Raw genomic sequence first — 24,763 nt, 5'->3', positions numbered from 1 at the left:
CTCACAGGTATTGCGCGATGGCCGCGCGAGTGGGTTCGTGCTCGAGCAGCCCCGCCATCTTCAAGAACTTGCGGATGTTGACGATCATCGGGTGCTGGTTGGTGATCGGGTACGCGCCCACCATGTCGTTTGCAATCTGTTCGCGTGTGGCGGCGGGCAGATCGAGCGTGCCGATCAGGCGGCGGTCGAATTCGAGTTGCAACTCGTTCGTGAGGTACTCGCGCAGGAAGAACGGCAGACCGCGTCCGAGTTCGATGCGTGCCGTCTCGTCGATCTCCGACCAGTACAGCTTGACCAGATTGATCCAGAAGACCGAGTGGCGGCCTTCGTCGGCCAGATGGTCGGCCATGACACCCTTGACCGAACGCTTGAGCGTGGTGTCGCGCGAGAAGGCGGCAACCTCGGCTGTTACCGTGTTTTCCGAGATGGCGACGCCGAGCAGTTCCATACCGGCGGCGTATTGCGGCGGCACGTATTCCATGGCGCGGGGAATGGCGCGCGAGAGTTCGATCTCGCGGTTTTGCTCGATGGGGCCGATACCGGTGCTGCGCTCGACCTGGTCGAGGTAGTCCATCGCCACGTAGGCGTGGTAGTTCTCGTCGATGACGACCGACATGGCGTCGCTGCGGCACGCGAACGGAAACTCGAACGGGAAGCGCGACTTGGCGATGGCCAGCGCCGTGCGGTTCACGATTTCCGTCTCGAAGATGATGACGTCGTTGATGTACTTGTAGAAGCTTTGCAGCAGGATGTAGTCCTGCACCTCGCGGCCGGCGTCGATCACGGCGGGGTGCGCGTACAGCGGCTGACGCTCGACGGGGTAGTAGCTCAGGTCGTCGTCTTCGACGATGCGGCGCGGACGGGAACGGATCGTAGCGCGTTGTTCCCATTGGTCAGCGTGGCTGACGTAACTCTGCAATGACATGGCGTTGCCTCGGAATATGGGGGACGGCAGAGGACCTGCGGTTCAGAATTCGAATGGGAGCGTATGCAGCACCGGGCGAGGGGCGAAACGGGGCGTGTGCGGCCAACAGCGTGTGCTGTCGGCCGCGCCCCTCCGGTCCCCCGACCGTCCTGCCTCATGAAAAAGGCGCAAATAGCGCGGTGCTCGCAAACGAATCGCACAAACGAGTCGCACAAACGACTTACGCAAACGACTCAGGCAGCGACGGCTTCCTTCTGCGACGCCACGATGTGTTCGTGCAGGCCGTCCCACAGACGCAGGCGTTCGTCGATGGCGCGCAGGCCAGCTTCCAGCGCTTCGACCATCAGGCGTTCGTCGTTATTGGCGGCCTCGACGATCATGGCGCGCGCGGCGGGGCCGTGTTCGCCGGAGTCCACTTCGATGTGGCGCTCCAGGTAGAAAGTGAGCAGCGGCACGCTCTTCGGATCGATCTGCCAGCCGTCGAGCAGCGTGCGGAACATGTCGGGAATCACGTTTTCGCGGCCGTAGAAGAAGTTGCCGAGTACCTGATGCGTCTTGCCTTCGTAGCAGGTCGCAAACGTCGAGTTGACGAAGCGCAGTACCGGCGCGGGGGCGTCGACGGCGGCGAGCGCGGCGCTCACGCTATGGCCCTTGACGAGCAGGTCGATCAGCTTCTCGATCTGGCGCGTATCGGCGCCGACGTCGCGCATGGCGGCGAGGTACAGGTCGAAGTGGCTCATCGGGCCTTGCGGCGTCTCGTCGCACTCCTCGCCGAGCACGATCTCGTTGATCAGACGGGCGGCATGAATATTGCGCGGTGCGATCCACGGCAGCGTGATCGTCGTGAGGTCGGCCTGCAGGCGCTTGACCAGCGACATGAAGTCCCAGACGGCAAACACGTGCCACTCCATGAACGTCTGCAAACCTTGCATCGATTCGATGGAGTGGAACACCGGGTGATGTGCAAGCGTCGCGTGATGTTCCTTGATCTGACGTTCGAGATGTTCGATCTTGTCCACGATAGGCATCCTTGTGATAACGATGTTGAAATCAACCTGTGCGAGGGGGAATGCGGCGCGACTTTCAAGTCGTCGCCCACAGGGATCAGCAAGTTCGATGCCAGCGTCTCGAAACGCAAGAATCTAGACGATTGAGGGGATTTTTCAGGGGGCGAACGGGCGTTTGCAGGCATGACACCTGTTCAGATAATGGACAGGTGTGCGCGCGGGTGTCGCGAAAGGGCGGGGGAAGCACGCCCCGCGCAGGGCGGGGCGGTGACATGTGGTGACACGCGGTGACAAGCGATGGGCGAGGGCAGCTCAGTGCTTGAAAGTGCGTGCGGTTTCTTCGGCAGCGAAGCGCAGTTCGGGCTCGAATGCCAGCAGGTCGTCGAGCGTCAGCCGCCCGATGGGGGCTTGCACGGCAATCGCGGCGCACGCGCGGTTGCGATTGAGCATGACGGGCACGGCGATCGCGATCAGCCCCTGCAAATGCTCCTGATTGTTGATGCCCATCTTGCGGCGCCGCGTCTGTTGCAGCTCGACGCGCAAGGCGCTGCGGTCGGTGAACGTCTGATCCGAAAAACGGCGCAGCGGCAGTGTGTCGATCAGATGTTCGCGACGTTCCTTCGGCAGGAAACTCAGCAGCAGTTTGCCGCTCGCCGAACAGTGCAGCGGGACATGCGAGCCGGGCTGCAAATGCATGCGTAGCGGCCACTCCGTCTCGACACGGTCCACGTAGATCACATCGTTGCCCGAGAGCATCGTCAGGTTGCACGTCTCGCCGATGCGCGCGACGAGTTGCTCCAGCAAGCCATGACGCGCCGCAGCAGGGCCTGTCTGCATCAACACATTGATGGCCAGCGCGCGCACGCGTGGCGAGCATTCGTAGCGCCGGTCGTCGTCGCTGCGGGTGATCAGCCATGCATCCTTTAACTGCGTGAGGATGCGATGCACGGTTTGCTTGGGCAGTCCAAGCGCGTTCACGAGATCCATCATCGATAGCGGACCGCCGGCGTCGGCGAGGGTTTCGAGCACGCGAAACGCACGCACTGCGGCGGCGTTCGATTGATTCGATGCGGCCATGTCGTCTCCTGAGTGTTGCTATGTCCCCCTCGGCAATCTGACGTTGCCTGTGGCGAAGTTTTGTCGTTGCGCGCTTATTCCTTCGACCGTTACCGCAATTCTGCATCGGTTTGATTACTTTTGCGGACTTCAGCGGTCCCGAATTTCGACCCACCCTTTACACCCTCCGAAGGTGTCCGGCTTGACCGGGAATTTGAGACCGGCGACGCGTCGTGTGTTGGCTAGATTGGTTACGCGAACTCACTCGAAAACCATCAGGAGGCGTCTCATGAATTCACGGGCTCTCGGAGCTGTCGTTGCGCCATCGGACGCTCGCACGTTAGCGCCGCACGCGAGCAACGATACGGCCGACGTCGAGGCACAGGTCGCGCAGCTCATCGCGCGGGCAAGGGCAGCGCAACGCGACTTCGCCGCTGCCGGACAGCAGGCGCTGGACACGGCGGCGAGCGCAGCGGCGTGGGCGATCATGGAACCCGCACGCAACCGTCAACTCGCTGAACTGGCGGTGCACGACACGGGGCTGGGCAATGTCGACGACAAGATTCAGAAGAACTTCCGCAAGACGCTCGGCCTGCTGCGCGATCTGCACGGCCGCAAGACGCATGGCGTGATTGCCGAAGATGTGGGCAAGGGGATCGTCGAGATCGCACGTCCGGTGGGCGTGGTGGCTGCGATCACACCGTCGACCAATCCTGCGGCGACGCCGGCGAACAAGATCGTCAACGCCCTCAAGTGCGGCAATGCGGTGATTGTTGCGCCGTCGCCCAAGGGCTACAGCGCGTGCGCCTTGTTGCTTCGCTTCGTGCATGCGGAACTCGTCAAAGCGGGCCTCTCGCCGGATCTCGTACAAATGCTGCCGGAACCGATCAGCAAGGCCGCTACAGCGGCGCTCATGCGTCAGGCAGATCTGATCGTGGCGACCGGCTCGCAGGCGAACGTGCGCATGGCTTACACAAGCGGCACACCCGCGTTCGGCGTCGGCGCGGGCAATGTCGCGTCGATCGTCACGCACAGCGCCGATCTACCGGATGCCGCCGTAAAGATCGCCCGTTCGAAGACGTTCGACAACGCGACAAGTTGTTCGTCGGAGAACAGCGTCGTGATCGAGAGCCGGGTCTACGACGCGATGATCGATGCGTTGCACGTCGCCGGTGGCGTCTTGCTGAATGCCGACCAGAAGCAGGCACTGGCGCGAGTGATGTGGGTGGACGGCAAGCTCTCCGGCGCTTGTACGGCCAAGTCGGCGCAGCGGATTGCGCGTCTGGCCGGACTCGACGATATCGCGGCTCAGCATCCCAAATTCCTGATGGTCGAGGAGTCGGGCACCGGCTCGGATTACCCGTTCTCGGGCGAAAAGCTCTCGCCAGTTCTGACGGTCTATCGTGCCCGCGACTTCGACGACGCCGTGTCGCTTGTCTCGAACATCTATCACTACATGGGCGCCGGTCACTCGGTCGGTCTGCATGGCGCTGACAAGGCACAGGCCCTGCAACTGGGCGAGACGTTGCCGGTGGCGCGCGTGATCGTGAATCAGGCGCATTGCTTCGCGACAGGCGGGAATTTCGACAACGGTCTGCCGTTCTCCCTGTCGATGGGCTGCGGCACGTGGGGGCGGAACAACTTTACCGACAACCTCGGCTACCGTCAGTACCTCAACGTCACGCGCGTGGCCTATCCCATCGCCGCCGACGTGCCCGAGGCGGACGATCTCTTCGCCGACTATTTCGGGAGATTCGGACGATGAACGCGCCCATGAACCCGGTCTCCGCCGCCCTTGCTGCAGCGCATGAATCGCTCGCTGCGAACGTGAGTACGTTGCGAGATCTGATCGATCGGCAGGCGGACAAGCATGGCGAGCGTCCGTACCTGCTGGCACTGAACGATGACGATGAAAGCGGCCATGCCGTTGCGCTGACCTTCCGTGCGTTGCGCGACGATTGCCGGGAACTGTCGCGACGATTTGCGGCAGCCGGACTGCGAGCGGGCGATATCGTGTCCGTGTGCATGGGCAACGGTCCGCAGTCGGCACGAGTGATCCTCGCTGCGATGTACAGCGGCCTGATCGTCAATCCCATCAATTTGCTTTGTCAGCCAACACAGCTGCAATACATCGTCGAGCACTCGGACACGCGGCTGATCTTCGTCTCCGAGGCGATGTTGCCAGCGCTCACGCAAGCGGTGGACGCCGCACGTGAACAGGGGATGACGCGCGCGGTGGCGCTGGTGTGCACGTCGCCCGATGCCACCGCACTGCCCGAGATCCCGGCGATGGCGGCGGTGCCGTCGCTGGCCTCGCAAGTGTTCGCCGACGTGGCGTTGCTCATGTACACGTCGGGAACGACGGGGGTGCCCAAGGGCGTGTTGCTTACGCACGGGAGCCTGCTCGCGAACGCCTCGTTCATCAGCGCCGAGCATCGGCTCACGCATGAGGATCGTGTGTTGGCCTCGCTGCCGCTTTATCACATCAACGGCCTGGTGGTGACGTTGCTCACGCCACTGTTTCACGGCGGCTCGGTCGTGATGGCCCCGCGCTTCTCCGCGAGCACCTTCTGGCGCGACGTGACAGCAACGCGGTGCTCGTGGATCAACGTCGTGCCGACCATCGTTGCTTACCTGCTCGAAGGCGACGCCCCGGCGCGCGCAGCGCTGGCCGGGCTGCGCTTTTGCCGCAGTGCATCGGCGGCGTTACCCGCCGACCATCACCGGGCGTTCGAAGCGCGCTTCGGCATCGGCATCATCGAGACGATGGGGATGACGGAGACCGCGGCACCTGTCTTCAGCAATCCTTTCGATGCGCACATGCGCCGCATCGGCAGCGTCGGGTTGCCTTCGGGAGGCGAGGCGAGAGTCATACGCCGCGACGGCTCGCAAGCCGACGCAGGCGAGACCGGCGAACTGGTGCTGCGTGGCGCGCAGATCATGCGCGGCTACTACAAGCGCCCGGACGAGACCGCCGACGCTTTCACGGCCGATGGCTGGTTGCGCACCGGCGATCTCGGCCACCGCGACAGCGACGGGTACTTCTACATCACCGGACGAGCCAAGGAACTCATCATCAAAGGCGGCGAGAACATCGCGCCGCGCGAGATCGACGAGGCGCTGCTGCGGCATCCCGATGTACTGGAGGCGGCTGCCGTCGGCGTGCCGGACCCGGCTTACGGACAGGAGATCGTGGCGTTTGTCGTGCTGCGCGAGCCGGGCAATCCGGGCGACCCCGAGCGCGCGTCTGCCGACATGCAGGCATTGCGCGAACACTGTTTGCAAACGCTGGGCCGCTACAAGACCCCGAAGGAGTTCCGCTTCGTGAGCGAATTGCCGCGTGGCCCGTCGGGCAAGGTGCAACGACTCAAGCTGCTGCAACAGTAAAAACCCGAGGGGCCGTCGCTCCCCGGGGGCAGGACACGATCGCATGCGCATGACGTGTGCGACGTAAATACATAGGAGACAACATGGACAAGCGTACCGGTCGCGTGAAAACGCGCCACATCATTCTTGCAGTCATGTGCCTGATGTATTTCATCTCGTACATCGATCGCGTCAATATTGCCGTCGCAGGTCCCTTCATCCGACAGGAGATGGGGCTGACGACGGTGCAACTGGGACTCGTGTTCTCCGCTTTCGCCTATCCGTACGCCGCGATGCAGATCTTCGGCGGATGGCTGGCGGACCGGTACGGCCCCAAGCTCGTACTGACGGTGCTTTCGCTCATCTGGGGCGTGGCGACGCTAGCGACAGGCTTTGCGGGCAGCATTGCGGCACTCGTTGCGTTGCGCTTTCTGCTGGGTATCGGGGAGGGCGGCGCGTTCCCGACGGCAACGCGCGCTTTCACCTACTGGATGCCCGTCGGTGAGCGCGGCTTTGCGCAGGGCATTACGCACAGCTTCGCGCGTCTGGGCGGGGCGATTACGCCGCCGGTCGTGCTCGCCATCGTGGTGGCGTTCGGCTGGCGCGAGGCCTTCATCGTGCTGGGTGTGGTGAGCCTGATCTGGACTGCGCTCTACATGAAGGTGTTCACCAATACGCCCGAGCAACATCGTCGCGTGACGCCCGAAGAGGCCGCAGAGATCGGCTATCGGCCGGGAGATTGCGAACGGGCCAAGCGTGCGTCGACGCCGTGGCGCAAGCTCATTCGCCGCATGTGGCTCGTGACGTTCGTCGACTTCTGCTACGGCTGGCTGCTGTGGGTGTATCTGACGTGGATGCCGTCATATCTGCGTGAATCGCAGGGCTTCGATCTCAAGCAACTGGCCTTGTTCACGGCGCTGCCGCTGCTCGCCGGGGTGGTCGGGGATACGTTGGGCGGTGTGGTGTCCGACAAGCTCTACAAGGCGACGGGACGCCTGCGTTTCGCTCGTGTGTCGGTGCTGGTCGTCGGCATGGGCGGATCGCTGGCGTTCTTGTTGCCGATGACGATGGTGTCCGACCCGATGGTGGCGGTGTTCCTGCTCTCGGCGTCGTTCTTCTTCCTCGAGATCACGAACCCGGTGCTCTGGACCTTGCCGCTCGATATCGCGGGCAAGTACGCGGGCACGGCGGGTGGCATGATGAACACCGGCTTCGGGCTGGCGGGCATGATCTCGCCGGTGGCGTTCGGCTATCTGATCGAGACGAGCGGCAGCTACAACGTGCCGTTCGCCATCTCGGCGGCGCTGTTGGGTACGGGTGTCATCGCGGCGTTGTTCATCGATACGAGTAAGACCGTCGACAAGGACGAAGCGGACGAAGCGGACGAGGCGGCCGCGATGTCCGCGGCCCCTGCGTCAATGGTCGGCGCCGGGCAGGTGTGGATGGCGACGGGGCCGCAACGGCACCCGTTGCGTCGGCCGCTGCGCTGGCGTCGTTAAGCCGATAGCGGCTTGTTTCGTGTGAAGTGAAAAGGGCGCGCTGACCGGATACCGGTAGCGCGCCCTTCGTCCCTGCCGTGTCAGGATCAGGCGGTACTCTCGCGCCTGCTCCCCAGACGCGACGCCAGCATGAGCAACGTACCGCTCACGGCCATCGAGACGACGCCCATCGCCATGCCCTGACCGATGGAACCCTGCTCGAACTGACGCCATACGAAGATCGAGACCGTTTGCACGCCGCTAGGCGCGAGCAACAACGAGGTCACGAGTTCGCGTGACGCAATCGCAAACACGATCATCAACGACGCGCCGAGCGCGGGCATCACCAGCGGTAGCGTGATGCGTCGCAGCGCGACGCCCGCCGGTGCACCGTGCACGCGCGCAGCGGCTTCAAGCGACGCCGCCGTCTGCCGCAGCGCAGCGCTCGTGTAGCGCACCGGATACGGCAGCAGCAGGCAGCTGTATGACAGCAGCAGAATGCCCCAGGTGTTGTACGGGGTGACGGGCCAGAACGGCAGATTCCACGCGAGGATCAGGCCCACGCCGACGACGATACCCGGCAAGGCATGCGGCAGCAGCGACAGGCCGTCGATCAGCACGCGGCCTCGCATCGTCGACTTCACGACACACCACGCGCACAGCAATCCCAGCACGCCCGTGACGAGCGACGTACCCAGTGCCAGCGACAGACTCGTCGCCAACGCCTCAAGTCCTTCCGCGCCCTGACCGAGCAACGCCGAGAAGTGCGCCGTCGTCAGGTTGGCGAGCGACAGGCCACCCGAGAGCGTGCCCGAGAACGCTGTGGCGAGAATCGAGAACAGCGGTGCCACGGTGGCCAGCAGCGCGACGAAGGCGAAGCCGAAGAGCGCGAGACCTTTCCAGCGGCCCAGTTCGCGTGGAGGCGATGCGATGGGCTTGCCCGTCTGCGTCTCGAAATCCTTGCCCGCCGCGAGCCGGTGTTGCAACACGAAGGCGAAGAGCGCGAGCACCGCCAGCACGACCGACAGAATCGACGCGCCCGGCAAGTCTATCGGCCAGTCGGCGAAGCGGCCTTCGATGGACGTGACGAGCACGGAGAAACCAGCGCGCGCGCCGAGGGCGGCGGGTGCGCCGAATTCTTCGATGGCCATCGTGAACGCGAGCAGCAAGCTGGCCGCGAACGCTGGCAGTGCGAGCGGCAGCGTCACTCGTGCGAACGCGCGCCACGCGGACGCACCATGCACGCGGGCAACGTCTGCCAGTCGCGAGCCGGTGGTCGCGAGCGCGCGGGACACCGCGAAGTAGACGACAGGAAAGATGTTGAGCGTCATCACGAAGACGAGGCCCGGCAGCGAGAACAGGAACTGTCCGGCGTCCATGCCGGTGAGCTGCTGAGCGTAGCCGCCCGTTTGCAGCAACAACATCCAGCCGAGTGCCGCGAGATACGGCGGCACCAGAAACGGCAGGAGGAAGCACAGATCCCAGAGCCGCGCACCCGGTACATGAAACAGGCCGCGCACCGCACCGAGCGCCCCACCGACCAGCGCCGTGCCGAGCGCCACCGACACGCCGAGTCTCAGCGTATTGGTGACGAGCGGCAGCGTGCTGTCGTGTGACAGCGTTGGCCAGACAGCGGAGAAGGGATCAGCGAAAGATCCCTGCGCGAGATGCGGAAAAACAGCCTGTAACAGAACGAACGCGACCGGCAACGCCACCACGACGGCGAGCGCTACAACGGTCGCCGTCGGCAGTAGTCGGAGCGATTTCACCGTTAGTGCTGGCCGTTGAGTTTGGCGAAACGTGCCAGGACGTCGGCGCGCGAGGTGCTCGACGATTGCGCGTCGCCTTGCGGCAACAGACGCAGCTCCTTGAACGACGCGCGCTTGATAGCGATGTCTTCGCGCGCCGGAATCAACCAGGCTTCAGCCACCAGTTGCTGGCCTTCTTCGGAGAGCACGTAATCGATGAACTGACGCGCTTCGTTCTGCTGCTTCGACGTGTTCAGAATCATCATCGGACGCGGTGCGATGACCGTGCCGCTCGTCGGGAAAATCACCTTCACGGCTTCGCCCTGTGCGGCGGCGGCATAAGCGACATAGTCGACCGCGCCGAACACGGCGGCCTTCGCGCCTTGCAGCACCGGGTTGAGCGCCTGAGCGTTCGGCCCGGACACGACCATGCCGTTTTGCTTCAGATCGTCGAAGAGCTTCCACGCTTCGCTGCCCAGACGCGCTTGCAGACCCAGCAACAGGTCGGCGGACGCCCCCGAGAGGGCCGGGTCAGGCATCGTCAAGAGATTGCGATAGGCGGGCTTGGTCAGATCGCGCCAGTCGTGCGGTTCCGGCGTGCCCGATTTGGCGTTCCAGACGATGCCGAGCGCGGAGAGGCCCTGCGCGACGTAATGCGTCGTCTTGAACGGGGCAGGCACGCGCGAGGCGTTGGCACTCTGGAACGGGGCGAGCCAGCCGCGCTTTTCGAGATCCTGCGCGGTGTCCCACGAGGCCGAGATGAGCACGTCGGCACGCGGGTTGGCCTGTTCGGCTTCGATGCGCGCCATCACCTTGCCGGTCGTGGCTTGAAACACATCGACTTTGATGCCGGTCTTCTTCTCGAAACCTGCAGCGAGCTTCTTGCTGAGGTTGCCGGGGCCGGCGGTATAGACGGTCAGCGCGTGCGCGTGTTGAACGCCAACGCTTGCAGCAAAGGCCATGGTGAGTGTCGCGATAATTTTGCGGTGGAGCATTATGGGCTACCTCGTAATACGTTTGTCAACGCGCCCGTGGGCGAGGATCACGATCTGGTCGGCCAGCGCCTCGGCTTCTTCGCGGTCATGGGTGACATAGACGGCGGTGGTGCCAAGACGCGAGAGCAGCGCGCCGATATCGGCGCACAAACGCGTGCGCAGATCGCGGTCGAGGTTGGATAGCGGTTCGTCGAACAGCAGCAGACGCGGGGCCGAGACGATGGCGCGCGCGAGCGCAACGCGCTGCTGCTGGCCGCCGGAGAGCGCCTGCGGGCGGCGGGCGCCCAGACCGGCCAGGCCGACGAGCGTGAGCGCCTCTTCTACGCGCTCGGCGCGCTCCGTGCGTCTCACCCCGCGCATCTCCAGCGGGAACGCCACGTTGGCGGCCACGCTCATGTGCGGCCACAGGGCGTAGTCCTGAAAGACCATGCCGAGCGAGCGCAGCTCGGGGGCGTGGCAGACGCTCGCGCTGGCGACAACGGTGTCGTCGAAACGGATTTCGCCTCCAGTTGGAGCGAGCAGACCGGCGAGCAGTTTGAGCAGCGTGCTCTTGCCGCATCCGGAGGGGCCGAGCAAAGCGGTCGTGGTGCCGGCCGGGACATCGATGTCGATGCCGTCGAGCACGCGCGCCGCACCGAAAGTCTGGTGCAGCGCGCGCAGCGACACTGCGACGCCTTGCGGCGCAGGCAGAACGTCGCGCGTCATCAGAACGTGTGCTTGATACCGGCCATCGTACCGAACTGGTTCTTGCCAGCGATGACGTTGGTGCCGAAGCCGTTCAGACCGAGGTCGGAGCCGTTGCGGTTCACGACGTAGCCCATGTTGACGTAGACGTCGGTACGTTTCGAGAAGCTGTAGTCGGCGCTGACCTGGAACGACAGCGGGTCGCGGTTCGTGCCGTAGAAGTCCTGATACATGGCCGTGGCCGACAGGTCGAGCGCCGGCGTGGCGTGCCAGGTGGAGCCGATCCAGTAGTAGCTCGACGCTTCCACCGGGCTCTTGTTCAGGGCCGAGAGGTGGATGGCCTTGGCGTTCAGGTAACGATAGCCTACGTACAGATCGACGCTTTGCAGCGAGTACTGCACGGCCGCCGCGATACGGCGGTCCATGTTGCCTTCATAGCCACCGACCTTCGATGTCATGGCTGCGTTGGGCAGGGTCGAGCCGCCGTTCTTCTGGTCGTAAGCGATCACGAAGGAGAGCGGACCGTTGGCGTAGCGCACACCGGCGTCGACGACCTGCGCGCGACGGTTGTCGCCCGGCGTGGTGCTGGCCGCGCCGAAGCTCACGTCGTCGTAGCCCTTCGAGTACTGGACCATCGCCTCGAAGTCGCCGAGCTTGGCGCTGTAGCGAAGGCTGTTGTCGAGACGGTCGGAGAACGCCGTGTCCTGCATCTTGATGGCGTACACGGCGTTGTTGAGCGGGTTGAACTTGCTGACCCAGTCGAGGAACACACCGCCCTGACGGCCGATCGTGACGGTGCCGAATGACTTGTTCGACAGGCCGACGTAGGCCAGACGACCGAACTCGCGGCCGCCCTGAAGCGATTGGCCGTTACCGAGGTTGAAGCCGTTTTCGAGCAGGAACAACGCCTTGTTGCCGCCGCCGAGGTCTTCGGTGCCCTTCAGGCCCCAGCGCGAACCGGCGAGATTGCCCGACGTGACGCGCGTGAGGTTCACGGCGCTGCCAGCGGTGTTCTTATCGGCGTTGGTGAGGAATTCGACGCCCGAGTCGATCAAGCCGTAGAGCTGAACGTTTGACTGGGCCAGAGCGGGCATGGGCAGGCTGCTGGCGAGCGCCAGACAGCACCCTGCCGCCGCGATGCGGAGGTTGGGTTTCATTTCAAGGTCCTCTTTGGGATTAAATTGAGCCGCCAATGTAAGCGGCCAACATGTCGCGAACATGACAATGCGTCGTCGTCCGAAAGAGGGAGGCTTGCTAGATGCTCAACGGTGGAGGAGGGGGCAGGCTGGCGATACGAGGGCTGTGCGCTTTCAGGCGGGCGGTGCTGGCAACGTGATCGTGAAGCGGGCGCCGCCGAGTGGCGAGGTGTCGACGCGCACGCGCCCGCCGTGGAGCAGCGCGATGCGACGCACGATAGCCAGGCCCAGGCCGAAGCCGCCCGTCGCGCGGTTGCGGCTGCTGTCCAGGCGGTGGAACGGCTCGAAGATGCGGGCCCGCTCGGCAGGCGGGACCCCCTCGCCGTCGTCGTCCACGTAAATCATCACCTCGCCGTTCTCGCATGCCCGAGCGCCGCAGACGATGCGTCGCGACGTGTGCCGCATCGCATTGTTGAGCAGGTTCTGTACCGCGCGGGCCATCAGCTTCGGTTCCACCTCCACACGATCCGCGCCCGGCTCGGCCGCGATGTCCAGCGCAATCGAGCGCGTCGCCAGCACCTCCGTGCAATTCGCCGCAAGACTGTCGAACATCAGGCGCAACGACACTGTCTGACGCGTCGGTGGTGCGGTGATCTGGTCGAGTCGCGCCAGCGAAAGCAATTCCGTCACCAGTTCGTCCAGCTCGCGGATGTCGCCCTTGAGCGCGTTGATTCGGTCGTCTGCGTCCGGTTCCTGACGCCGTTGCTGCAAGATCTCCAGCCCGAAATCCAGTCGCGCAATCGGCGTGCGCAATTCGTGCGACACGGCATTGATCATGTCTTTCTGCGCTTTGATGGAGCGCTCGATACGGTCGGCCATGGTGTTGAATACGCGCACCAGCGCGCTCAGATTCGAAAAGCGCGACACCTTGGCACGTGAGCTGAAGTCGCCTTCGCCGAAGCGAATTGCCGCACGATTGAGCGATTTCAGATCGGACCAGTACCAACGCACCCAGGTCAATACGGAGATCAGCATGAGGATGGCCAATACGGCATAGGCAAGGTAGTTGATCTGCTTCATGCTCAGATCGGTACCGCTCGCCGACGTCAGAACCCACTGCGAATTTCGCAGGCGCATGGCGTAGTGCTCGCCGTCGGTGCCGTTTACGATCGGCAGCCCTGCTTCCAGATCTTTGCGAAGGTATTCGCGTTCTACCGGGAAGTCCTTGAGCGGTTCGAGGGTCAGGGTGTCCTGCGTCTTCGAGGCGAATTCGCTCACGAATTTCGGCCACTCGGATTCCGGAATGTCGCCAAGCTTCTCGTTGATCAGCCACGCATAACCGCCGAGTTGCGTTTGCGCAGACCGGTTCATGGTGTCCAGAAACAGATGGCCGAACGTGTAGGTGATGAGCAAAATCGACGCAACGATAGAGATGCCTACCAGCGCATACAGCTTCAATAGGACGCGAAACATGTCCCGATTCCCCCCTTAAGTCTCTTTAAGTCCCTTTCATTCTCTTCAATGCCTTTCAGCCTTCCCAGGCCGAGGGACTGAACAGATAGCCCCGGCCCCAAACGGTCTTGATGCGCTGCGGTTCTCCGTCGGTGTCTTCGAAGCGTTTGCGCAACCGGTAAATGCCCACATCCACCGTGCGATCGATGCCGTCGAATTCGATGCCGCGCAACTGCTGAAGGATCTCGTCGCGCGTGACCACTCGCCCCGCGCCGCGCGCCAATATCAGGAGCAGGCTGAACTCATTGGACTTGAGCTCGACGGTTGCCCCGCGCCAGAACACCATGCGGTCGCGTGGCACGATGCGCAACTGACCGAACGCGAGTCCGTCGTCGTTCTCGGGTTCCAGCTCGGTACTCGGCACGACACGCCGTAACAGCGCCCGGAGTCGCGCCAGTAGCAAACGCGGCTCGACCGGCTTGACGACATAGTCGTCGGCCCCGACTTCCAGCCCCGCCACCTGATCGTAGGTGTCTTCGCGTGCAGTGAGAATCAGGATCGGCGTGGTGCTCACAGCGCGCAACTGGCGGCAGATTTCCATGCCGTCCATCCCCGGCAACATCAGATCAAGGATCACGATGTCCGGCGAGAACGCGCGAAACCGCTCCAGCGCGCGCGAGCCGTCGCCCACGACCATTACTTCGAAGCGATAAGCATGCAGATACTCGGTAACGAGCGCGGCAAGGCGTGCATCGTCTTCGACCAGCAAGACTCGATACATGGTCGTTATTCCTGTCAATTTTTCTGTGCCACCCGGTTTTCCTCGTCCGGCGCTCAGCCGTCCGACGGCCGGCAGCACTCCCGTGAGGCGCATTTTACTGCCCCGAAGGCCCGCCCGGCGGGCGTTTCAAACCTGCGAACAAATGAAAACATTTGTTCACAACTCTCCTAAATCGGATAACAGCCACGCGAAGGCTTCATGCTTACCATGCGTTCAACTTGCGATCCATCCGCAGATCGCAATGCCAGGTCTTTGCCAAGACCGGATTTCCTCACCACCGAAACTCATCGAATTTTGTAGGAGTGCCATGAAAAGCCGTCTCGCCAGCCCCCTCCGTCGCCTTCGCGCCAATCGAAGCCATTGCGGCAATCGCCATTTGTACCGCCTTGCGGCCGCAGGGGCGGCGAGCGTGCTTTTCGCGGGCGTTGCCTCGCCCGCGTTCGCTGTCGAACCGGCGCGATACAGCGGCATTCAGCAGGACCAGAGCCTGCCCACGAACGCGCCTGAAAGCGGCTACGAATTCACCCTTGGCGGTGGCGTGGGTGTTTCGCCGCGCTACATGGGGAGCGACGAATACCGTGCGACGCCCGCGTTGAACCTTGCGCTGCAAACGCCTATCGGCGTGTTCATCGGCCTGAGCGGCATTGGCTATCGTCTCTCGCTGCCCGCGGGTTTCTTCGTATCTGCCGCACTTTCGTACGACGGCGGCCGTAAGGACGACCCCAAAGGGCTCGACTCCGGTTCGAAGAAGCTGCGTGGCATGGGCAACATCAAGGGCTCGCTCTTCACCACGCTGCAAGCTGGCTACACGATCAGCGATCTGGCCGTTGTGAGTGTCGCGACTGACATCCCGCTGACCAACCGCGACCGCGGCAACATCTATCGCTTCTCGGTCGACAGCGTGGTCTACAAGTCGGCGGCCGATTCCGTCGGCATCGGCGCAACCGCGCACTTCGCCAGCGGCAAGTACGCCCAGACCTATTTCGGTGTGACGGCCAACCAGAGCCTGAACTCCGGCTTCGGTCAGTACGCCCCCGGCGGCGGCCTTTACGGCGTGAGCCTGACGGCGAACTGGACGCACAAATTCACGAAGCACTGGAGCACGACGGTCGCGGGTGGCGTGATGCGATACACCGGCAACGCGGCCAAGAGCCCCATCGTCTTTAACAAGACCAACTATCAGGCCGCAGCAACGCTCGATTACACGTTCTGATCACGTTTGATCGGGCGATCTGCGACGCATATCGTTCTGTGAGGCCATCGCCATGCGCATTCTCGTCACCGGCAGTACCGGTTTTGTGGGCGGCGCCGTTGTCGCCCAACTCCTGAAGGACGGCTTCGGTCCGTCGTTATTGCTGCTCGTGCGTGCGCGCACCAGCAGCGACGGTCTTGCCCGTGTCCGCGCCGCAATGGACCGTTTTCGCGTGGCACCGGTGCATCGGCTGACGCTCACCGAAGCGAACATCGTTTGCGGCGATCTAGCGCAGCCGGTGACGTTCGACGACGACCCGCGCATGCGTCGCGTCACGCATGTGATTCACGCCGGGGCGATTGCGAGCTTCTCGGCACATCCGCAACTCGATACCGTCAACGTGACCGGTACGTTGGCGCTGGCACGTGCAGTCGCGGCGTCGCCGGTGCTGGAGCGCTTCGTGCACGTCGGCACCGCCATGGCATGCGGCGACGCTATGTCGGGCCTGGTGAAGGAGTCGCACGAGCTGGCGCTTGCCGACCATCAGGTGGTGGCCTACACGGCGTCGAAGGCGGAGGCCGAACGGCGTTTGCGCAGCGAGTGGCCGGGCCTGCCGCTGGTGATCGCGCGGCCGTCTATCGTGGTGGGGCATACGCGCCTTGGCTGCGAGCCGTCGGGCAGCATTTTCTGGATGTTCCGGATGGTGCAGTTGCTGGGCGCGTTCACGTGCGGTCTGGACGACCGTCTCGACGTCGTGCCGGTCGATTACTGTGCCGATGCGCTCATCGATCTCGCGTTCCTGCCCCGACTGCGTCACGACCTGTATCACGTGTCGGCGGGTGAGGGCAGTGCGCGCACGATTCGCGAAATCGAGGCGGCGCTGGCCAGAGCGCGCGGCGTGGCACCGCTTGGCGAGCGCTTCCGTCACATCGGCGAAGCGGAGATCGACCGGCTGACGCCCGCACTGGCGCGTCAGTTGGGACATGGTAATAGCCGTCTGATGGCGAAAGCGTTGCGTCGCTACGGCGCGTTCGCTGCGCTCGACTACGTGTTCGACAACCGTCGTCTGCTCGGCGAGGGCACGCCTCCGCCGCCTGCCGTGACTGACTATCTGGACGTGTGTGTGCGGTCGTCCGAGGCGACATCAGTGGCGGAACAAATGGCGTGGGATTTCAAATAAGGCCGTAGGGCCTGACGCGCTGATCCGGTTCGCGATGCGACGAGTGCCGTGCGGCGCACGATGGGGTCGTTGTCACGTGTCACCGCATCGGGGCCGGATCGGTGGCGTCCCCAGCAAAACACTGGGCGAGAAAGCGCTCGGTGGGACGCGACAATGCGTCGGCATGGGGCACGAGCGCGGTGAGCAGACGCTTGAGGCCGTGCGGCGGATCGATGCGCACCGTGGCAAGCGCGGCGTCTTCATGACGCATCGACATGGCCGACACGAAGCCCACGCCCATACCGGCGCGAACGGCCTCCTTGATACTTTCCACCCCCGCGAGTTCGAGCGCCACGCGCGGCTCCAGTCCCGATACCGAGAAGGCACGCGCCACCAGCGCTCGCACCCCGGAGCCGGGTTCGCGCATGATCAGGGGATAGGCGGCGATGCTTTGCAACGACGCGCCCTCGGGATGCTGCGCGAGCGGATGATCGGCGCGCGCAATCGCCACGATCTCGTCGTCGCGCCACGGACGCACCGCAATCTCCGGCGACAACCCAGGCGGCACCGCACCCTCGATGAAGGCGACGTCAAGCCGGTCGAGCTGCGCCACGATCTCGCTCGTGTTGCCGTCGACGATATGCAGCGCGACCGCCGGGTAGCGCTGATGGAATTCGGCGATAACGTAGGGCAACAAATAGCTCGCAGGCGTCGTACTTGCGCCAATGCGCAGCGCGCCCGTCTCCATTCCCCTCAAGCCGTCGCGCAGTGCCATCGCCTGACGGTAGTCCTGACGCAACTTGTTCGCGTAGACAGCCACCTGCTCACCGACGGCGGTCAGGCGGATGCCACGTCCGTCACGCCGGTAGAGCGGCTCGCCGAACGACTCCTGCAACAGTCGCAATTGCCCGGAAACGGCAGGCTGCGACAGGTGCAACGCCTGCGCCGCATGGCTGATGTTGCCCAGTTCGGCCACCGTCGCGAAGGTCAGCAATTGGTCGGGGGTCATATCGTCGAATGTATCGGCCGTGGTGATGATTGGCTCTCATCATAGCCATTATTCGGATGATTGGCCTGGCGATCACGTTGGAAATCAGGTCTGAGCGAGCGCCTGAACGTCGTCCCAGCCCGGCGCGTGAGCGCCGGTGCGGGTACAGGCCAGCGCGGCGGCGGCTGCGGCACGGCGCAAATGGACGGCGAGCGGTGCGTCCGGCATGCGGGACAGGCTGGCCAGCCAGCCACCGATAGCGGCGTCGCCTGCGCCTACGGTGTCTGCCACTTCGACGTTGAACGCCGGTTGGACAAGGACAGTGCCGTTCGGCAGCAGCAAGCGCATGCCGCGCGCCCCATCCGTCAACAGAATCTGGGCTTGCGGGGTGAGGCGGCGCACGTCGGCGAGGGCGTCGTCGTCGGTATGTGTCGGGTAGAGGCCGCGCAAGTCTTCCACCGAGAGTTTGAGCCACGTCGAGAGTTTCGCCATGTGACTGAACGTGGCGAAGTACGCAGGCCCCATCAGATTGCGCAGATTCGGATCGAAGCTGATCGCGACACCGGCGTCGTGCAATGTCTGCGCGATGGTGAGCAGCGTACTCGCCAGCGGCTCCCGAACGAGACTGATGCAACCGAAATGCGCAACGCGTGCGGCATCCTGCCAGCCGACGGGCAAGGCCGCCGGATCGAATGCCAGATCGGCCGCGCCTTCACCGAGAAAGAAGTAGGCGGGCGGATCGTGTCGGTGCACGACGGCCACGAGCGGTGGCGCATCGACGGCTTGCCAGTAGCGCTCGTCCAGTCCGGCCTCGCGGGAAAGTGTGATTAGTTCGGTGCCGAACGGGGCATGCGTGCTGATGGCGCCGCCATAGCCCGTCGCCACGCCCATGGCCGCCGTTACCCGGGCGACGTTCCAGCACGCGCCGCCCGCACGGCTGATCCATTGGCGGGCGTCGCCCTGCGGTTGACGGATCAGATCGGTGAGGGCTTCGCCAAAGACGAGCAGGGCGGGCAGGGACATGAGCGGCGCGTCGCGTAAGAATGGCCGTCAGCATACCCGCTTGCGGGCGCGATGTTTACCGGCTGCGTATCAACAATGCGATGCCTGCGGCCAACACCACGAAATTCACCGCACGCACGAACTGCTGGCGCGAGAGACGCAACGTGATGTGTTTGCCGAGCCACATGCCGACGATCATCGCGGGGACCAGCGAGACAGCCGTCACCAGCATCGACACGTTGGCGTAGACACCTGCCAGCAGGAACAGCACGGCGCGTGCGAGCGTGCTGAAGCCGATGAGCGTCGCCTGCGTCACGCGCATCGCCTCCACGCGCTCCAGACGACTCGTCAGATAGATGGCGAAGACGAAGCCCCCACTGCCGAACATGGCGCCGAACATTCCGCCCACCGCCCCGAACGGAATCGCCCAGGCCTGTGACAGACGCGATTTCGCACGCGGCCCGATCAGCGAAAACACCGCATACGCGCACACGAACCACGCCAGCGCCTTAAGCAGCACTTCCGGTTGCAGCCGCAACAGCAGCGCCCCGCCCGCGAGGCTGCCGAGCACGATGGCGGGCAGCAGACGTCGCAACTCGCTCATGTCGGCGGCGCGGGCATTGCGCAGGACATTGCCCGATGCCGCGCTGAAGTCGAGCAGTGCAAGCATCGGCACGATCTGCGCGACAGGCATTGCGTAAGCCAGGATGGGACTGGCGACGAGCGCCGTGCCGAAGCCCGCGATGCCGAAAATCACATACGCGACGACGAGCGCTGCGCTCATCAGCAGCCAGTGGCCGGGCGTGGGAAGGGCGGCAGTGATTGAGCCGAGTGAGTCGATCGCAGAGGTGGCTGGCGTTGTGAGCATGGTGACGGCGTTGGGATTCGATGCGAAGCGCGCTGGCGCATAGGCCTGAGAACACGTGGGTTTTGCGTCAGCATAGGGCCGCGTGCAGGCGTCGCGCCAATATAGAATGTGGCGATGTTCGATCTCGAAACGGCATAGTCATGGTGTCGCTGCGGCAGTTGCGTTATTTCCTGGAAGTGGTCGATGCGGGCGGGTTCAGCGCGGCGGCCGAGCGTCTGTTCGTCGCGCAGTCTGCGTTGAGCCGCCAGATCTCCGAGCTTGAAAAGGAGTTGCAGGCGGTGTTGCTCGAACGCTCGTCGAAAGGCGTGACGCTCACCCCGGCCGGGCGGACGTTCGTCGCCGAGGCGCGCCGCGTGCTGACCGAGCTCGAAGGCTCCGTCGCGCTCACGCGCAGTGTGGCGCGCGGCGAGCAAGGCACCGTGCGACTCGCGCATTCCAGTTCCGTGCCGTTCGCCGGGGGACTGCCGGTGGCGTTGCGTGCCCATCTGCAGGCGAACCCGGGCGTCACCGTCGATGTCTCGACGCTGTCGTCAGAACAACAACAGGACGAGATCGAAGCCGGGCGCATCGACCTGGGGTTGGTGCGATTGCCGGTGCTGCGCCCCGCGCCGTCGCTCGTTTGCGAGACGATTGCCCGCGAGCGCTTGTTGCTGCTGGTGGCCAGCGATCATGCGCTGGCAGACGTGGCGTCTGTGAGTGTGGCGACGCTGGCGGGCGAGCCGTTCGTGTCGTTGCCGCACCGTGAGCGCGGCGGACTGAGCTACCGGGTCGCGCAGCTGTGCCAGCAGCACGGCTTCTTTCCAACGGCGGCGGCCGCCACTTCGCGCAAGGCGACCCTCGTCAATCTGGTCGCAGCCGGTTTTGGTGTGGCGATTGTGCCGGAGAGCCTTGCCGCGCTCGCCGGGCCGGACGTACGCCGGGTGGCGCTCGAGGACGCGAATGCCGACAGCGAAGTCGCGTTGCTGCGACGCCGCGACGCGGGCGGGCTGGTCGTGGCGCTAGCCGATGCGCTGGCGGGGGCGTTGAAAGGGCTTTGAATGCGCTTTGAACGCGCTTTGAACGCGCTTCGAGCGGGCCTCGAATGGGGCCTTGACGGAGGCGTCAGGCCCGACAGTAAGTCCCGCGTAAGCCTTGCGTGAGAGGGTGCCCTTAGAAACGTCGAAAAATAGAGAAAACGGGGACCAATCATGCGAAGAACCCCTCAAGTCCGCCGTTTTTTCTCCCGTTATACTTTTCGACACCGGGTAAAAAAGATACCCATACGTGTGGCGCAGACGTCTATCCGGCGTTTTACGTTTTTGGCAGTTCCGGCGACCGTCTCGCCCTCGTCATAACAAGCAGATCAGAGATGCGAGGAGACTGACGATGGGGCTATTCACGCGCTCAAGGGGAGCGGGGCAGAGCGTCAACATCATGAACGAGGTGGCGGACAACGCCGGTACCCTCGGTGTGGAGTTGTGCGATATCGCGGGCAACGTCGATGAAATCGCCGTTCGCATCAAGCGTCAGGCCGAAGTGTTTCAGGAGCTTCGCCGCGCCGCGACCGATACCAGCGAAGGGAATCAGAGGATCGCCGAAGCGGCGCGCGAAGCCCGCGACGTGGCTGATCGGGCCAGTGCGGAAATTTCAGCATCGCGTAGCACGGCCGACGCGTCGCTCGCGTCGATTCACGGGCTTGTCGAAGGCGTCTCCGGCATGGCGGACGAAATCTCCGGCCTGCGCGAAGCGCTCGATCACGTCGGCAAGGTCGCCGAAGGCATCTCTGTCATCGCGCGTCAGACGAATCTGCTCGCCCTGAATGCCGCCATCGAAGCCGCGCGGGCCGGCGCTGCCGGACGCAGCTTCGCCGTCGTGGCGACCGAGGTCAAGCTGCTTGCGAGCAAGACGGCCGAGGCCACGCAGCAGATCGAACACACGCTGGCGGCGCTCAGCGAGCGCACAGAGCGTCTCATGCGCGAGAGCAACGCCAACGTTGCGCGCGCCAACGACGCGCGCGAAGGCACCCGCGCCATCGCCAGCGTGATCGAGACGGCTGGCACAGCGCTCGATACGTTCGACCGTCAGGCCGGACAGATCGCACAAGCCAGCGAAGCCATCGAAAACGAATGCAACACGCTCGCCGCACACGTCGACGAAATGGCCGATGGCGTGACGCATTCCGCCGATCACGTCGAGAGTGCGCGCGAGCGGATCAATGGTTTGCTGTCGGTGTCAGAGCATCTGATCGGTCTGATTGCCGAGGCGGATGTCGAGACAGAGGACACACCGTTCATTCGGGCCGTGCGTCGCGCGGCAAAGCAAGTCGGTGAAAGCTTCGAAGCGGCCCTTGCGAAGGGCAAGATCAGCGAGCAGGAATTGTTCGACCGCCGCTACGAACCGATTCCGGGCTCGAATCCGCAGCAACTGATGGCGCGCTTTACGCGCTTCACGGACGAGACGCTGCCGGCGATTCAGGAACCGTTGCTCGGCATGAACGAGCGCATCACGTTCTGTGCGGCGGTCGACGAAAACGGCTATCTGCCGACGCACAACCGCAAGTTCTCGCAAGCGCCGACGAACGATCCCGTGTGGAACGCGGCGCACTGTCGCAATCGACGTTTGTTCAACGATCGCACGGGGGCCGCAGCCGGGCGCAACACCAAGCCGCTGTTGCTGCAAACGTATCGGCGAGATATGGGCGGCGGGGAGTTCGTGGTGATGAAGGACGCATCCGCCCCGATCTATGTGAACGGACGTCACTGGGGTGGCTTCCGCATTGCGTACCGGGTGGCACGCTGAGCAACGCCGCAGATTTCCCTCTTTCATAAGCAAAACGCGCCGCCAACTGAGAAGTCGGCGGCGCGTTTCGTTTCAGCGATCAGCCGGTTCGGCCGTCGATCAATAGCCGTGCCAGCGGCCATGACGCCAGTAACCGCGGCCGTAGCCGCCGTAACCGTACGGACGACCGTAGTATGCCGGCGGCGGGCCATAGTAGACCGGGGCCGGGGCGACATAGACGGGCGGCGGCGCCACATAGACCGGCGGAGGCGGCGCAACGTAGACCGGTGCCGGCGCATAAACCGGAGCCGGTGCGATCAGCGGTACACCAATACCGATACCGACCGAGACGTGTGCCTGCGCCGTCCCGATCGCACCCGCTGTGAGCGCGACCCCGGCGATGGCAAGGGCGGCAAACTTGGTTTTCATGACATTTCTCCTGCGGACTTGGCAGCGTACTGATGACGGCACCCGAACGGCACCATGCCGTTCGACGCGCCCGGTGCCCGCCGGCACCCTGGTTCGTCAGATTCCCTGGCTTTACTTTACTGAAGTTCCGAAACGCGGGCGCAACGCAATTGTTGCAAAGTATGCGAAGCCATCCGGTGTGGGGAACGTTCGGGCGTAGAAAAGCGGCCGCCAAACGTAAAAATCAGGCCTCTATTCTATTCAGAATCAACGCTTTGCGCTCGTTTCGGTTGACATCGCCCCTCCGAGTCCGCGGGGGGGCCACCGCCTGCGGCGCGCGACACTTGTTACATTCATTTACATGGCGCGCCCGGCCTGTGGCGCAAAAACACCGGGCGAATGCCGCTTGCGCAACATTCGCCCGGTGCCGACGTCCGGCGCTCACCCATGGTGGCGGTCCGTGACGCCTTCTCCTCCCTGCTAAACCTGCTGTCGTTCTAGGCGGTGATCACTTGCGCTTACTGGTGGTAGCGCGACTTGGCGTCGGCCTCACAGCTGTCCTTGCTACTGCCCGTCAGGCTGTCGCAGCGCTCCATCGCGGCCTTGTATTGGGCCTTGTTCGCATCGGCGTTGGCGTCCTGACGTGCCGCCATGGTGTCCTTGGACGATTCGCGGCTCGTACGCATGACCTTGGCGTCGCCGTAGGCCTTGGTCTTGGCAGCGTCGGCATCCTTCACGCAGACGTCCTTGTCGTTGCCCTTCTTGTCGTCGCAACGCAGCTTGGCAACGCTGTAGTCGGCGTCTGCCTTAGCGACGGCGGCATCGTAGCGGGCCTTCGGCGTTTGCTTGTAGTCGGCTTCCGCGTTGGCCTTGGCGATCTTCTCCTTACCCTTCGCGTCTTCCACACAAATCTTCTTCGCGTTGTCCTTCATGTCATCGCAACGCGCAGCGGAGGCCTTGTAGTCGGCTTCGGCCGATTTCTGGGCCGCTTCGTAACGGTCTTTGGCTGCGGCATCTGCAGCGCTGGCCGCCGTGGTGCCGAGCATGCCTGCCGCCGCGATGCAGGCGCAGGTCAGGACGTTCATAGCGATTCGATGTGACATCTTGGAGTCCTCCTAGTCTGGGGATTGGGCGAGCATGGGGGGCGGGGCGACGCCCGGACGACATGGGAATGCATCATGCGCCGTGCGTCGCGAATCTGGGGAATGTCGATGCTTCGGGTGCTGCGCTCCGGCGTGGTCAGACACCGGTCGATGCCGCGTTACTTGTTGCGGTCGGCCGCGCCCTGAATGGCTTCGCCGCCCTTTTCAACGTCCTTGCCTGCGCCGTGGATGGTGTTGCATCCGGCCAGGCCCAGTGCGAAGCCCGAAAGCAGTGCGATGGCGATCAATCGTTTCATTTTGATTTCTCCTTGGAGAGATGATGTCGTCCGAAGCGCATAGGACGCGCGAGGGGAGAAGGGCCACGCCAGCCTCCCGGCTGACATGGCTCACGCGAGTGACGCTGGCTTACCAGAGCTTGTGCTGGTTGTTCCAGGTGTCGACTTCCTTCTCGGCGTCGGCCTTGGCCTTGCCGTAACGTTCCTGAATCACACCGACGAACTTGTCGCGATTGCCTTCGATCTTCAGCAGATCGTCGTCGGTCAGATTGCCCCACTGCTTCTTCGCTTCGCCCTTGAGCTGGTTCCACTTGCCCTTGATCAGATCCGAGTTCATAAATCACTCCTCAGTGTTGGGTTAGTTCAGGTGCTTCTGCGGGGGA

Annotated in this window: 23 protein-coding genes; 7 read left to right on the top strand and 16 right to left on the bottom strand. The window is 63.8% G+C overall.

The window, feature by feature from the left end; genetic code table 11:
• Position 1: 1 nt before the first annotated feature.
• The 3 genes from NA29_RS18665 to NA29_RS18655 all read right to left on the bottom strand — a co-directional run bounded on the left by NA29_RS18665 (position 2) and on the right by NA29_RS18655 (position 3,009).
• A complete protein-coding gene (locus NA29_RS18665) occupies positions 2 to 925 on the bottom strand; it encodes a diiron oxygenase (protein WP_039400399.1) in 924 nt (307 codons plus the stop codon).
• 233 nt (positions 926 to 1,158) lie between these two features.
• The gene (locus NA29_RS18660) at positions 1,159 to 1,944 is read right to left on the bottom strand and encodes a DUF3050 domain-containing protein (protein ID WP_039403981.1); all 786 of its coding nucleotides are present in this window, start codon (positions 1,942 to 1,944) and stop codon (positions 1,159 to 1,161) included.
• Positions 1,945 to 2,244: 300 nt separating this feature from the next.
• Positions 2,245 to 3,009 (bottom strand): IclR family transcriptional regulator, encoded by a 765-nt coding sequence (locus NA29_RS18655; protein ID WP_039400397.1) that lies wholly within the window; start codon positions 3,007 to 3,009, stop codon positions 2,245 to 2,247.
• Between the two features lie 268 nt (positions 3,010 to 3,277).
• Here NA29_RS18655 and sauS point away from each other — a divergent pair, with 268 nt between their 5' ends.
• The 3 genes from sauS (at position 3,278) to NA29_RS18640 (ending at position 7,853) form a co-directional block, all read left to right on the top strand.
• Complete coding sequence (sauS, locus tag NA29_RS18650) at positions 3,278 to 4,753, top strand: acylating sulfoacetaldehyde dehydrogenase (RefSeq protein ID WP_039400394.1); 1,476 nt, start codon at positions 3,278 to 3,280, stop codon at positions 4,751 to 4,753.
• A gap of 8 nt (positions 4,754 to 4,761) precedes the next feature.
• Positions 4,762 to 6,375 (top strand): AMP-binding protein, encoded by a 1,614-nt coding sequence (locus NA29_RS18645; protein WP_039403980.1) that lies wholly within the window; start codon positions 4,762 to 4,764, stop codon positions 6,373 to 6,375.
• An 83-nt stretch (positions 6,376 to 6,458) separates the two neighbouring features.
• A complete protein-coding gene (locus tag NA29_RS18640; RefSeq protein WP_039400393.1) occupies positions 6,459 to 7,853 on the top strand; it encodes an MFS transporter in 1,395 nt (464 codons plus the stop codon).
• An 86-nt stretch (positions 7,854 to 7,939) separates the two neighbouring features.
• On the opposite strand, the gene NA29_RS18635 is transcribed toward NA29_RS18640, so the two are convergent.
• The 6 genes from NA29_RS18635 to NA29_RS18610 all read right to left on the bottom strand — a co-directional run bounded on the left by NA29_RS18635 (position 7,940) and on the right by NA29_RS18610 (position 14,646).
• The gene (locus NA29_RS18635) at positions 7,940 to 9,601 is read right to left on the bottom strand and encodes an ABC transporter permease (RefSeq protein ID WP_039400390.1); all 1,662 of its coding nucleotides are present in this window, start codon (positions 9,599 to 9,601) and stop codon (positions 7,940 to 7,942) included.
• A 2-nt stretch (positions 9,602 to 9,603) separates the two neighbouring features.
• Positions 9,604 to 10,542 (bottom strand): ABC transporter substrate-binding protein, encoded by a 939-nt coding sequence (locus tag NA29_RS18630; protein WP_224786890.1) that lies wholly within the window; start codon positions 10,540 to 10,542, stop codon positions 9,604 to 9,606.
• A gap of 39 nt (positions 10,543 to 10,581) precedes the next feature.
• Positions 10,582 to 11,280 (bottom strand): ABC transporter ATP-binding protein, encoded by a 699-nt coding sequence (locus NA29_RS18625; protein ID WP_039400385.1) that lies wholly within the window; start codon positions 11,278 to 11,280, stop codon positions 10,582 to 10,584.
• The gene (locus NA29_RS18620) at positions 11,280 to 12,416 is read right to left on the bottom strand and encodes a porin (protein ID WP_039400381.1); all 1,137 of its coding nucleotides are present in this window, start codon (positions 12,414 to 12,416) and stop codon (positions 11,280 to 11,282) included. Before NA29_RS18620 ends, NA29_RS18625 begins: the two co-directional genes overlap by 1 nt.
• A 153-nt stretch (positions 12,417 to 12,569) precedes the next feature.
• Positions 12,570 to 13,868 (bottom strand): ATP-binding protein, encoded by a 1,299-nt coding sequence (locus NA29_RS18615; protein ID WP_039400378.1) that lies wholly within the window; start codon positions 13,866 to 13,868, stop codon positions 12,570 to 12,572.
• Between the two features lie 55 nt (positions 13,869 to 13,923).
• Positions 13,924 to 14,646: a response regulator gene (locus NA29_RS18610; RefSeq protein WP_371328942.1), complete on the bottom strand. Its 723-nt coding sequence runs from the start codon at positions 14,644 to 14,646 to the stop codon at positions 13,924 to 13,926.
• 289 nt (positions 14,647 to 14,935) lie between these two features.
• Between NA29_RS18610 and NA29_RS25555 the strand changes: the two genes are divergently transcribed.
• Both NA29_RS25555 and NA29_RS18600 read left to right on the top strand, forming a co-directional pair.
• Positions 14,936 to 15,841 (top strand): MipA/OmpV family protein, encoded by a 906-nt coding sequence (locus tag NA29_RS25555; RefSeq protein ID WP_157744787.1) that lies wholly within the window; start codon positions 14,936 to 14,938, stop codon positions 15,839 to 15,841.
• Positions 15,842 to 15,893: 52 nt separating this feature from the next.
• Complete coding sequence (locus NA29_RS18600) at positions 15,894 to 17,000, top strand: SDR family oxidoreductase (RefSeq protein WP_052253047.1); 1,107 nt, start codon at positions 15,894 to 15,896, stop codon at positions 16,998 to 17,000.
• A 79-nt stretch (positions 17,001 to 17,079) separates the two neighbouring features.
• Here NA29_RS18600 and NA29_RS18595 read toward each other — a convergent pair whose 3' ends face one another.
• The 3 genes from NA29_RS18595 to NA29_RS18585 form a co-directional block, all read right to left on the bottom strand.
• Positions 17,080 to 17,988, bottom strand: coding sequence for a LysR family transcriptional regulator (locus NA29_RS18595; protein ID WP_039400370.1), 909 nt, complete (start codon positions 17,986 to 17,988; stop codon positions 17,080 to 17,082).
• An 84-nt stretch (positions 17,989 to 18,072) separates the two neighbouring features.
• Positions 18,073 to 18,990, bottom strand: a complete 918-nt coding sequence (locus NA29_RS18590; protein ID WP_039400368.1) for a carbohydrate kinase family protein — start codon at positions 18,988 to 18,990, stop codon at positions 18,073 to 18,075.
• A 55-nt stretch (positions 18,991 to 19,045) separates the two neighbouring features.
• The gene (locus tag NA29_RS18585; RefSeq protein ID WP_084103917.1) at positions 19,046 to 19,837 is read right to left on the bottom strand and encodes a sulfite exporter TauE/SafE family protein; all 792 of its coding nucleotides are present in this window, start codon (positions 19,835 to 19,837) and stop codon (positions 19,046 to 19,048) included.
• 140 nt (positions 19,838 to 19,977) lie between these two features.
• Between NA29_RS18585 and NA29_RS18580 the strand changes: the two genes are divergently transcribed.
• Positions 19,978 to 20,874, top strand: a complete 897-nt coding sequence (locus NA29_RS18580) for a LysR substrate-binding domain-containing protein (RefSeq protein WP_039400365.1) — start codon at positions 19,978 to 19,980, stop codon at positions 20,872 to 20,874.
• A gap of 328 nt (positions 20,875 to 21,202) precedes the next feature.
• Positions 21,203 to 22,615, top strand: coding sequence for a methyl-accepting chemotaxis protein (locus NA29_RS18575; RefSeq protein WP_039400363.1), 1,413 nt, complete (start codon positions 21,203 to 21,205; stop codon positions 22,613 to 22,615).
• Between the two features lie 99 nt (positions 22,616 to 22,714).
• On the opposite strand, the gene NA29_RS18570 is transcribed toward NA29_RS18575, so the two are convergent.
• The 4 genes from NA29_RS18570 to NA29_RS18555 all read right to left on the bottom strand — a co-directional run bounded on the left by NA29_RS18570 (position 22,715) and on the right by NA29_RS18555 (position 24,717).
• Entirely contained in the window at positions 22,715 to 23,023 is a 309-nt protein-coding gene (locus NA29_RS18570; protein WP_039400360.1) for a hypothetical protein, read from the bottom strand.
• A gap of 497 nt (positions 23,024 to 23,520) precedes the next feature.
• Positions 23,521 to 24,105, bottom strand: coding sequence for a hypothetical protein (locus NA29_RS18565; protein WP_224786889.1), 585 nt, complete (start codon positions 24,103 to 24,105; stop codon positions 23,521 to 23,523).
• 158 nt (positions 24,106 to 24,263) lie between these two features.
• Positions 24,264 to 24,401: an entericidin A/B family lipoprotein gene (locus NA29_RS18560; protein ID WP_039374867.1), complete on the bottom strand. Its 138-nt coding sequence runs from the start codon at positions 24,399 to 24,401 to the stop codon at positions 24,264 to 24,266.
• Between the two features lie 109 nt (positions 24,402 to 24,510).
• On the bottom strand, positions 24,511 to 24,717 hold the full coding sequence (locus NA29_RS18555) for a CsbD family protein (protein ID WP_039400354.1): 207 nt from the start codon (positions 24,715 to 24,717) through the stop codon (positions 24,511 to 24,513).
• Positions 24,718 to 24,763: the final 46 nt, after the last annotated feature.

This window comes from Pandoraea sputorum (genome assembly GCF_000814845.2).
Classification (GTDB): domain Bacteria; phylum Pseudomonadota; class Gammaproteobacteria; order Burkholderiales; family Burkholderiaceae; genus Pandoraea; species Pandoraea sputorum.
Note: the sequence above shows the minus strand (reverse complement) of the source record. Positions and strands in the feature narration are given on the sequence as shown.

Bases quoted from the DNA above. Each gene is read 5' to 3' on its own strand.
- NA29_RS18665 (WP_039400399.1), bottom strand. From the start codon at position 925: ATGTCATTGCAGAGTTACGTCAGCCACGCTGACCAATGGGAACAACGC.
- NA29_RS18655 (WP_039400397.1), bottom strand. From the start codon at position 3,009: ATGGCCGCATCGAATCAATCGAACGCCGCCGCAGTGCGTGCGTTTCGC.
- sauS (WP_039400394.1), top strand. From the start codon at position 3,278: ATGAATTCACGGGCTCTCGGAGCTGTCGTTGCGCCATCGGACGCTCGC.
- NA29_RS18645 (WP_039403980.1), top strand. From the start codon at position 4,762: ATGAACCCGGTCTCCGCCGCCCTTGCTGCAGCGCATGAATCGCTCGCT.
- NA29_RS18640 (WP_039400393.1), top strand. From the start codon at position 6,459: ATGGACAAGCGTACCGGTCGCGTGAAAACGCGCCACATCATTCTTGCA.
- NA29_RS18630 (WP_224786890.1), bottom strand. From the start codon at position 10,542: ATGGCCTTTGCTGCAAGCGTTGGCGTTCAACACGCGCACGCGCTGACC.
- NA29_RS18625 (WP_039400385.1), bottom strand. From the start codon at position 11,280: ATGACGCGCGACGTTCTGCCTGCGCCGCAAGGCGTCGCAGTGTCGCTG.
- NA29_RS18620 (WP_039400381.1), bottom strand. From the start codon at position 12,416: ATGAAACCCAACCTCCGCATCGCGGCGGCAGGGTGCTGTCTGGCGCTC.
- NA29_RS18615 (WP_039400378.1), bottom strand. From the start codon at position 13,868: ATGTTTCGCGTCCTATTGAAGCTGTATGCGCTGGTAGGCATCTCTATC.
- NA29_RS25555 (WP_157744787.1), top strand. From the start codon at position 14,936: ATGAAAAGCCGTCTCGCCAGCCCCCTCCGTCGCCTTCGCGCCAATCGA.
- NA29_RS18600 (WP_052253047.1), top strand. From the start codon at position 15,894: ATGCGCATTCTCGTCACCGGCAGTACCGGTTTTGTGGGCGGCGCCGTT.
- NA29_RS18595 (WP_039400370.1), bottom strand. From the start codon at position 17,988: ATGACCCCCGACCAATTGCTGACCTTCGCGACGGTGGCCGAACTGGGC.
- NA29_RS18590 (WP_039400368.1), bottom strand. From the start codon at position 18,990: ATGTCCCTGCCCGCCCTGCTCGTCTTTGGCGAAGCCCTCACCGATCTG.
- NA29_RS18585 (WP_084103917.1), bottom strand. From the start codon at position 19,837: ATGCTCACAACGCCAGCCACCTCTGCGATCGACTCACTCGGCTCAATC.
- NA29_RS18580 (WP_039400365.1), top strand. From the start codon at position 19,978: ATGGTGTCGCTGCGGCAGTTGCGTTATTTCCTGGAAGTGGTCGATGCG.
- NA29_RS18575 (WP_039400363.1), top strand. From the start codon at position 21,203: ATGGGGCTATTCACGCGCTCAAGGGGAGCGGGGCAGAGCGTCAACATC.
- NA29_RS18570 (WP_039400360.1), bottom strand. From the start codon at position 23,023: ATGAAAACCAAGTTTGCCGCCCTTGCCATCGCCGGGGTCGCGCTCACA.
- NA29_RS18565 (WP_224786889.1), bottom strand. From the start codon at position 24,105: ATGTCACATCGAATCGCTATGAACGTCCTGACCTGCGCCTGCATCGCG.
- NA29_RS18560 (WP_039374867.1), bottom strand. From the start codon at position 24,401: ATGAAACGATTGATCGCCATCGCACTGCTTTCGGGCTTCGCACTGGGC.
- NA29_RS18555 (WP_039400354.1), bottom strand. From the start codon at position 24,717: ATGAACTCGGATCTGATCAAGGGCAAGTGGAACCAGCTCAAGGGCGAA.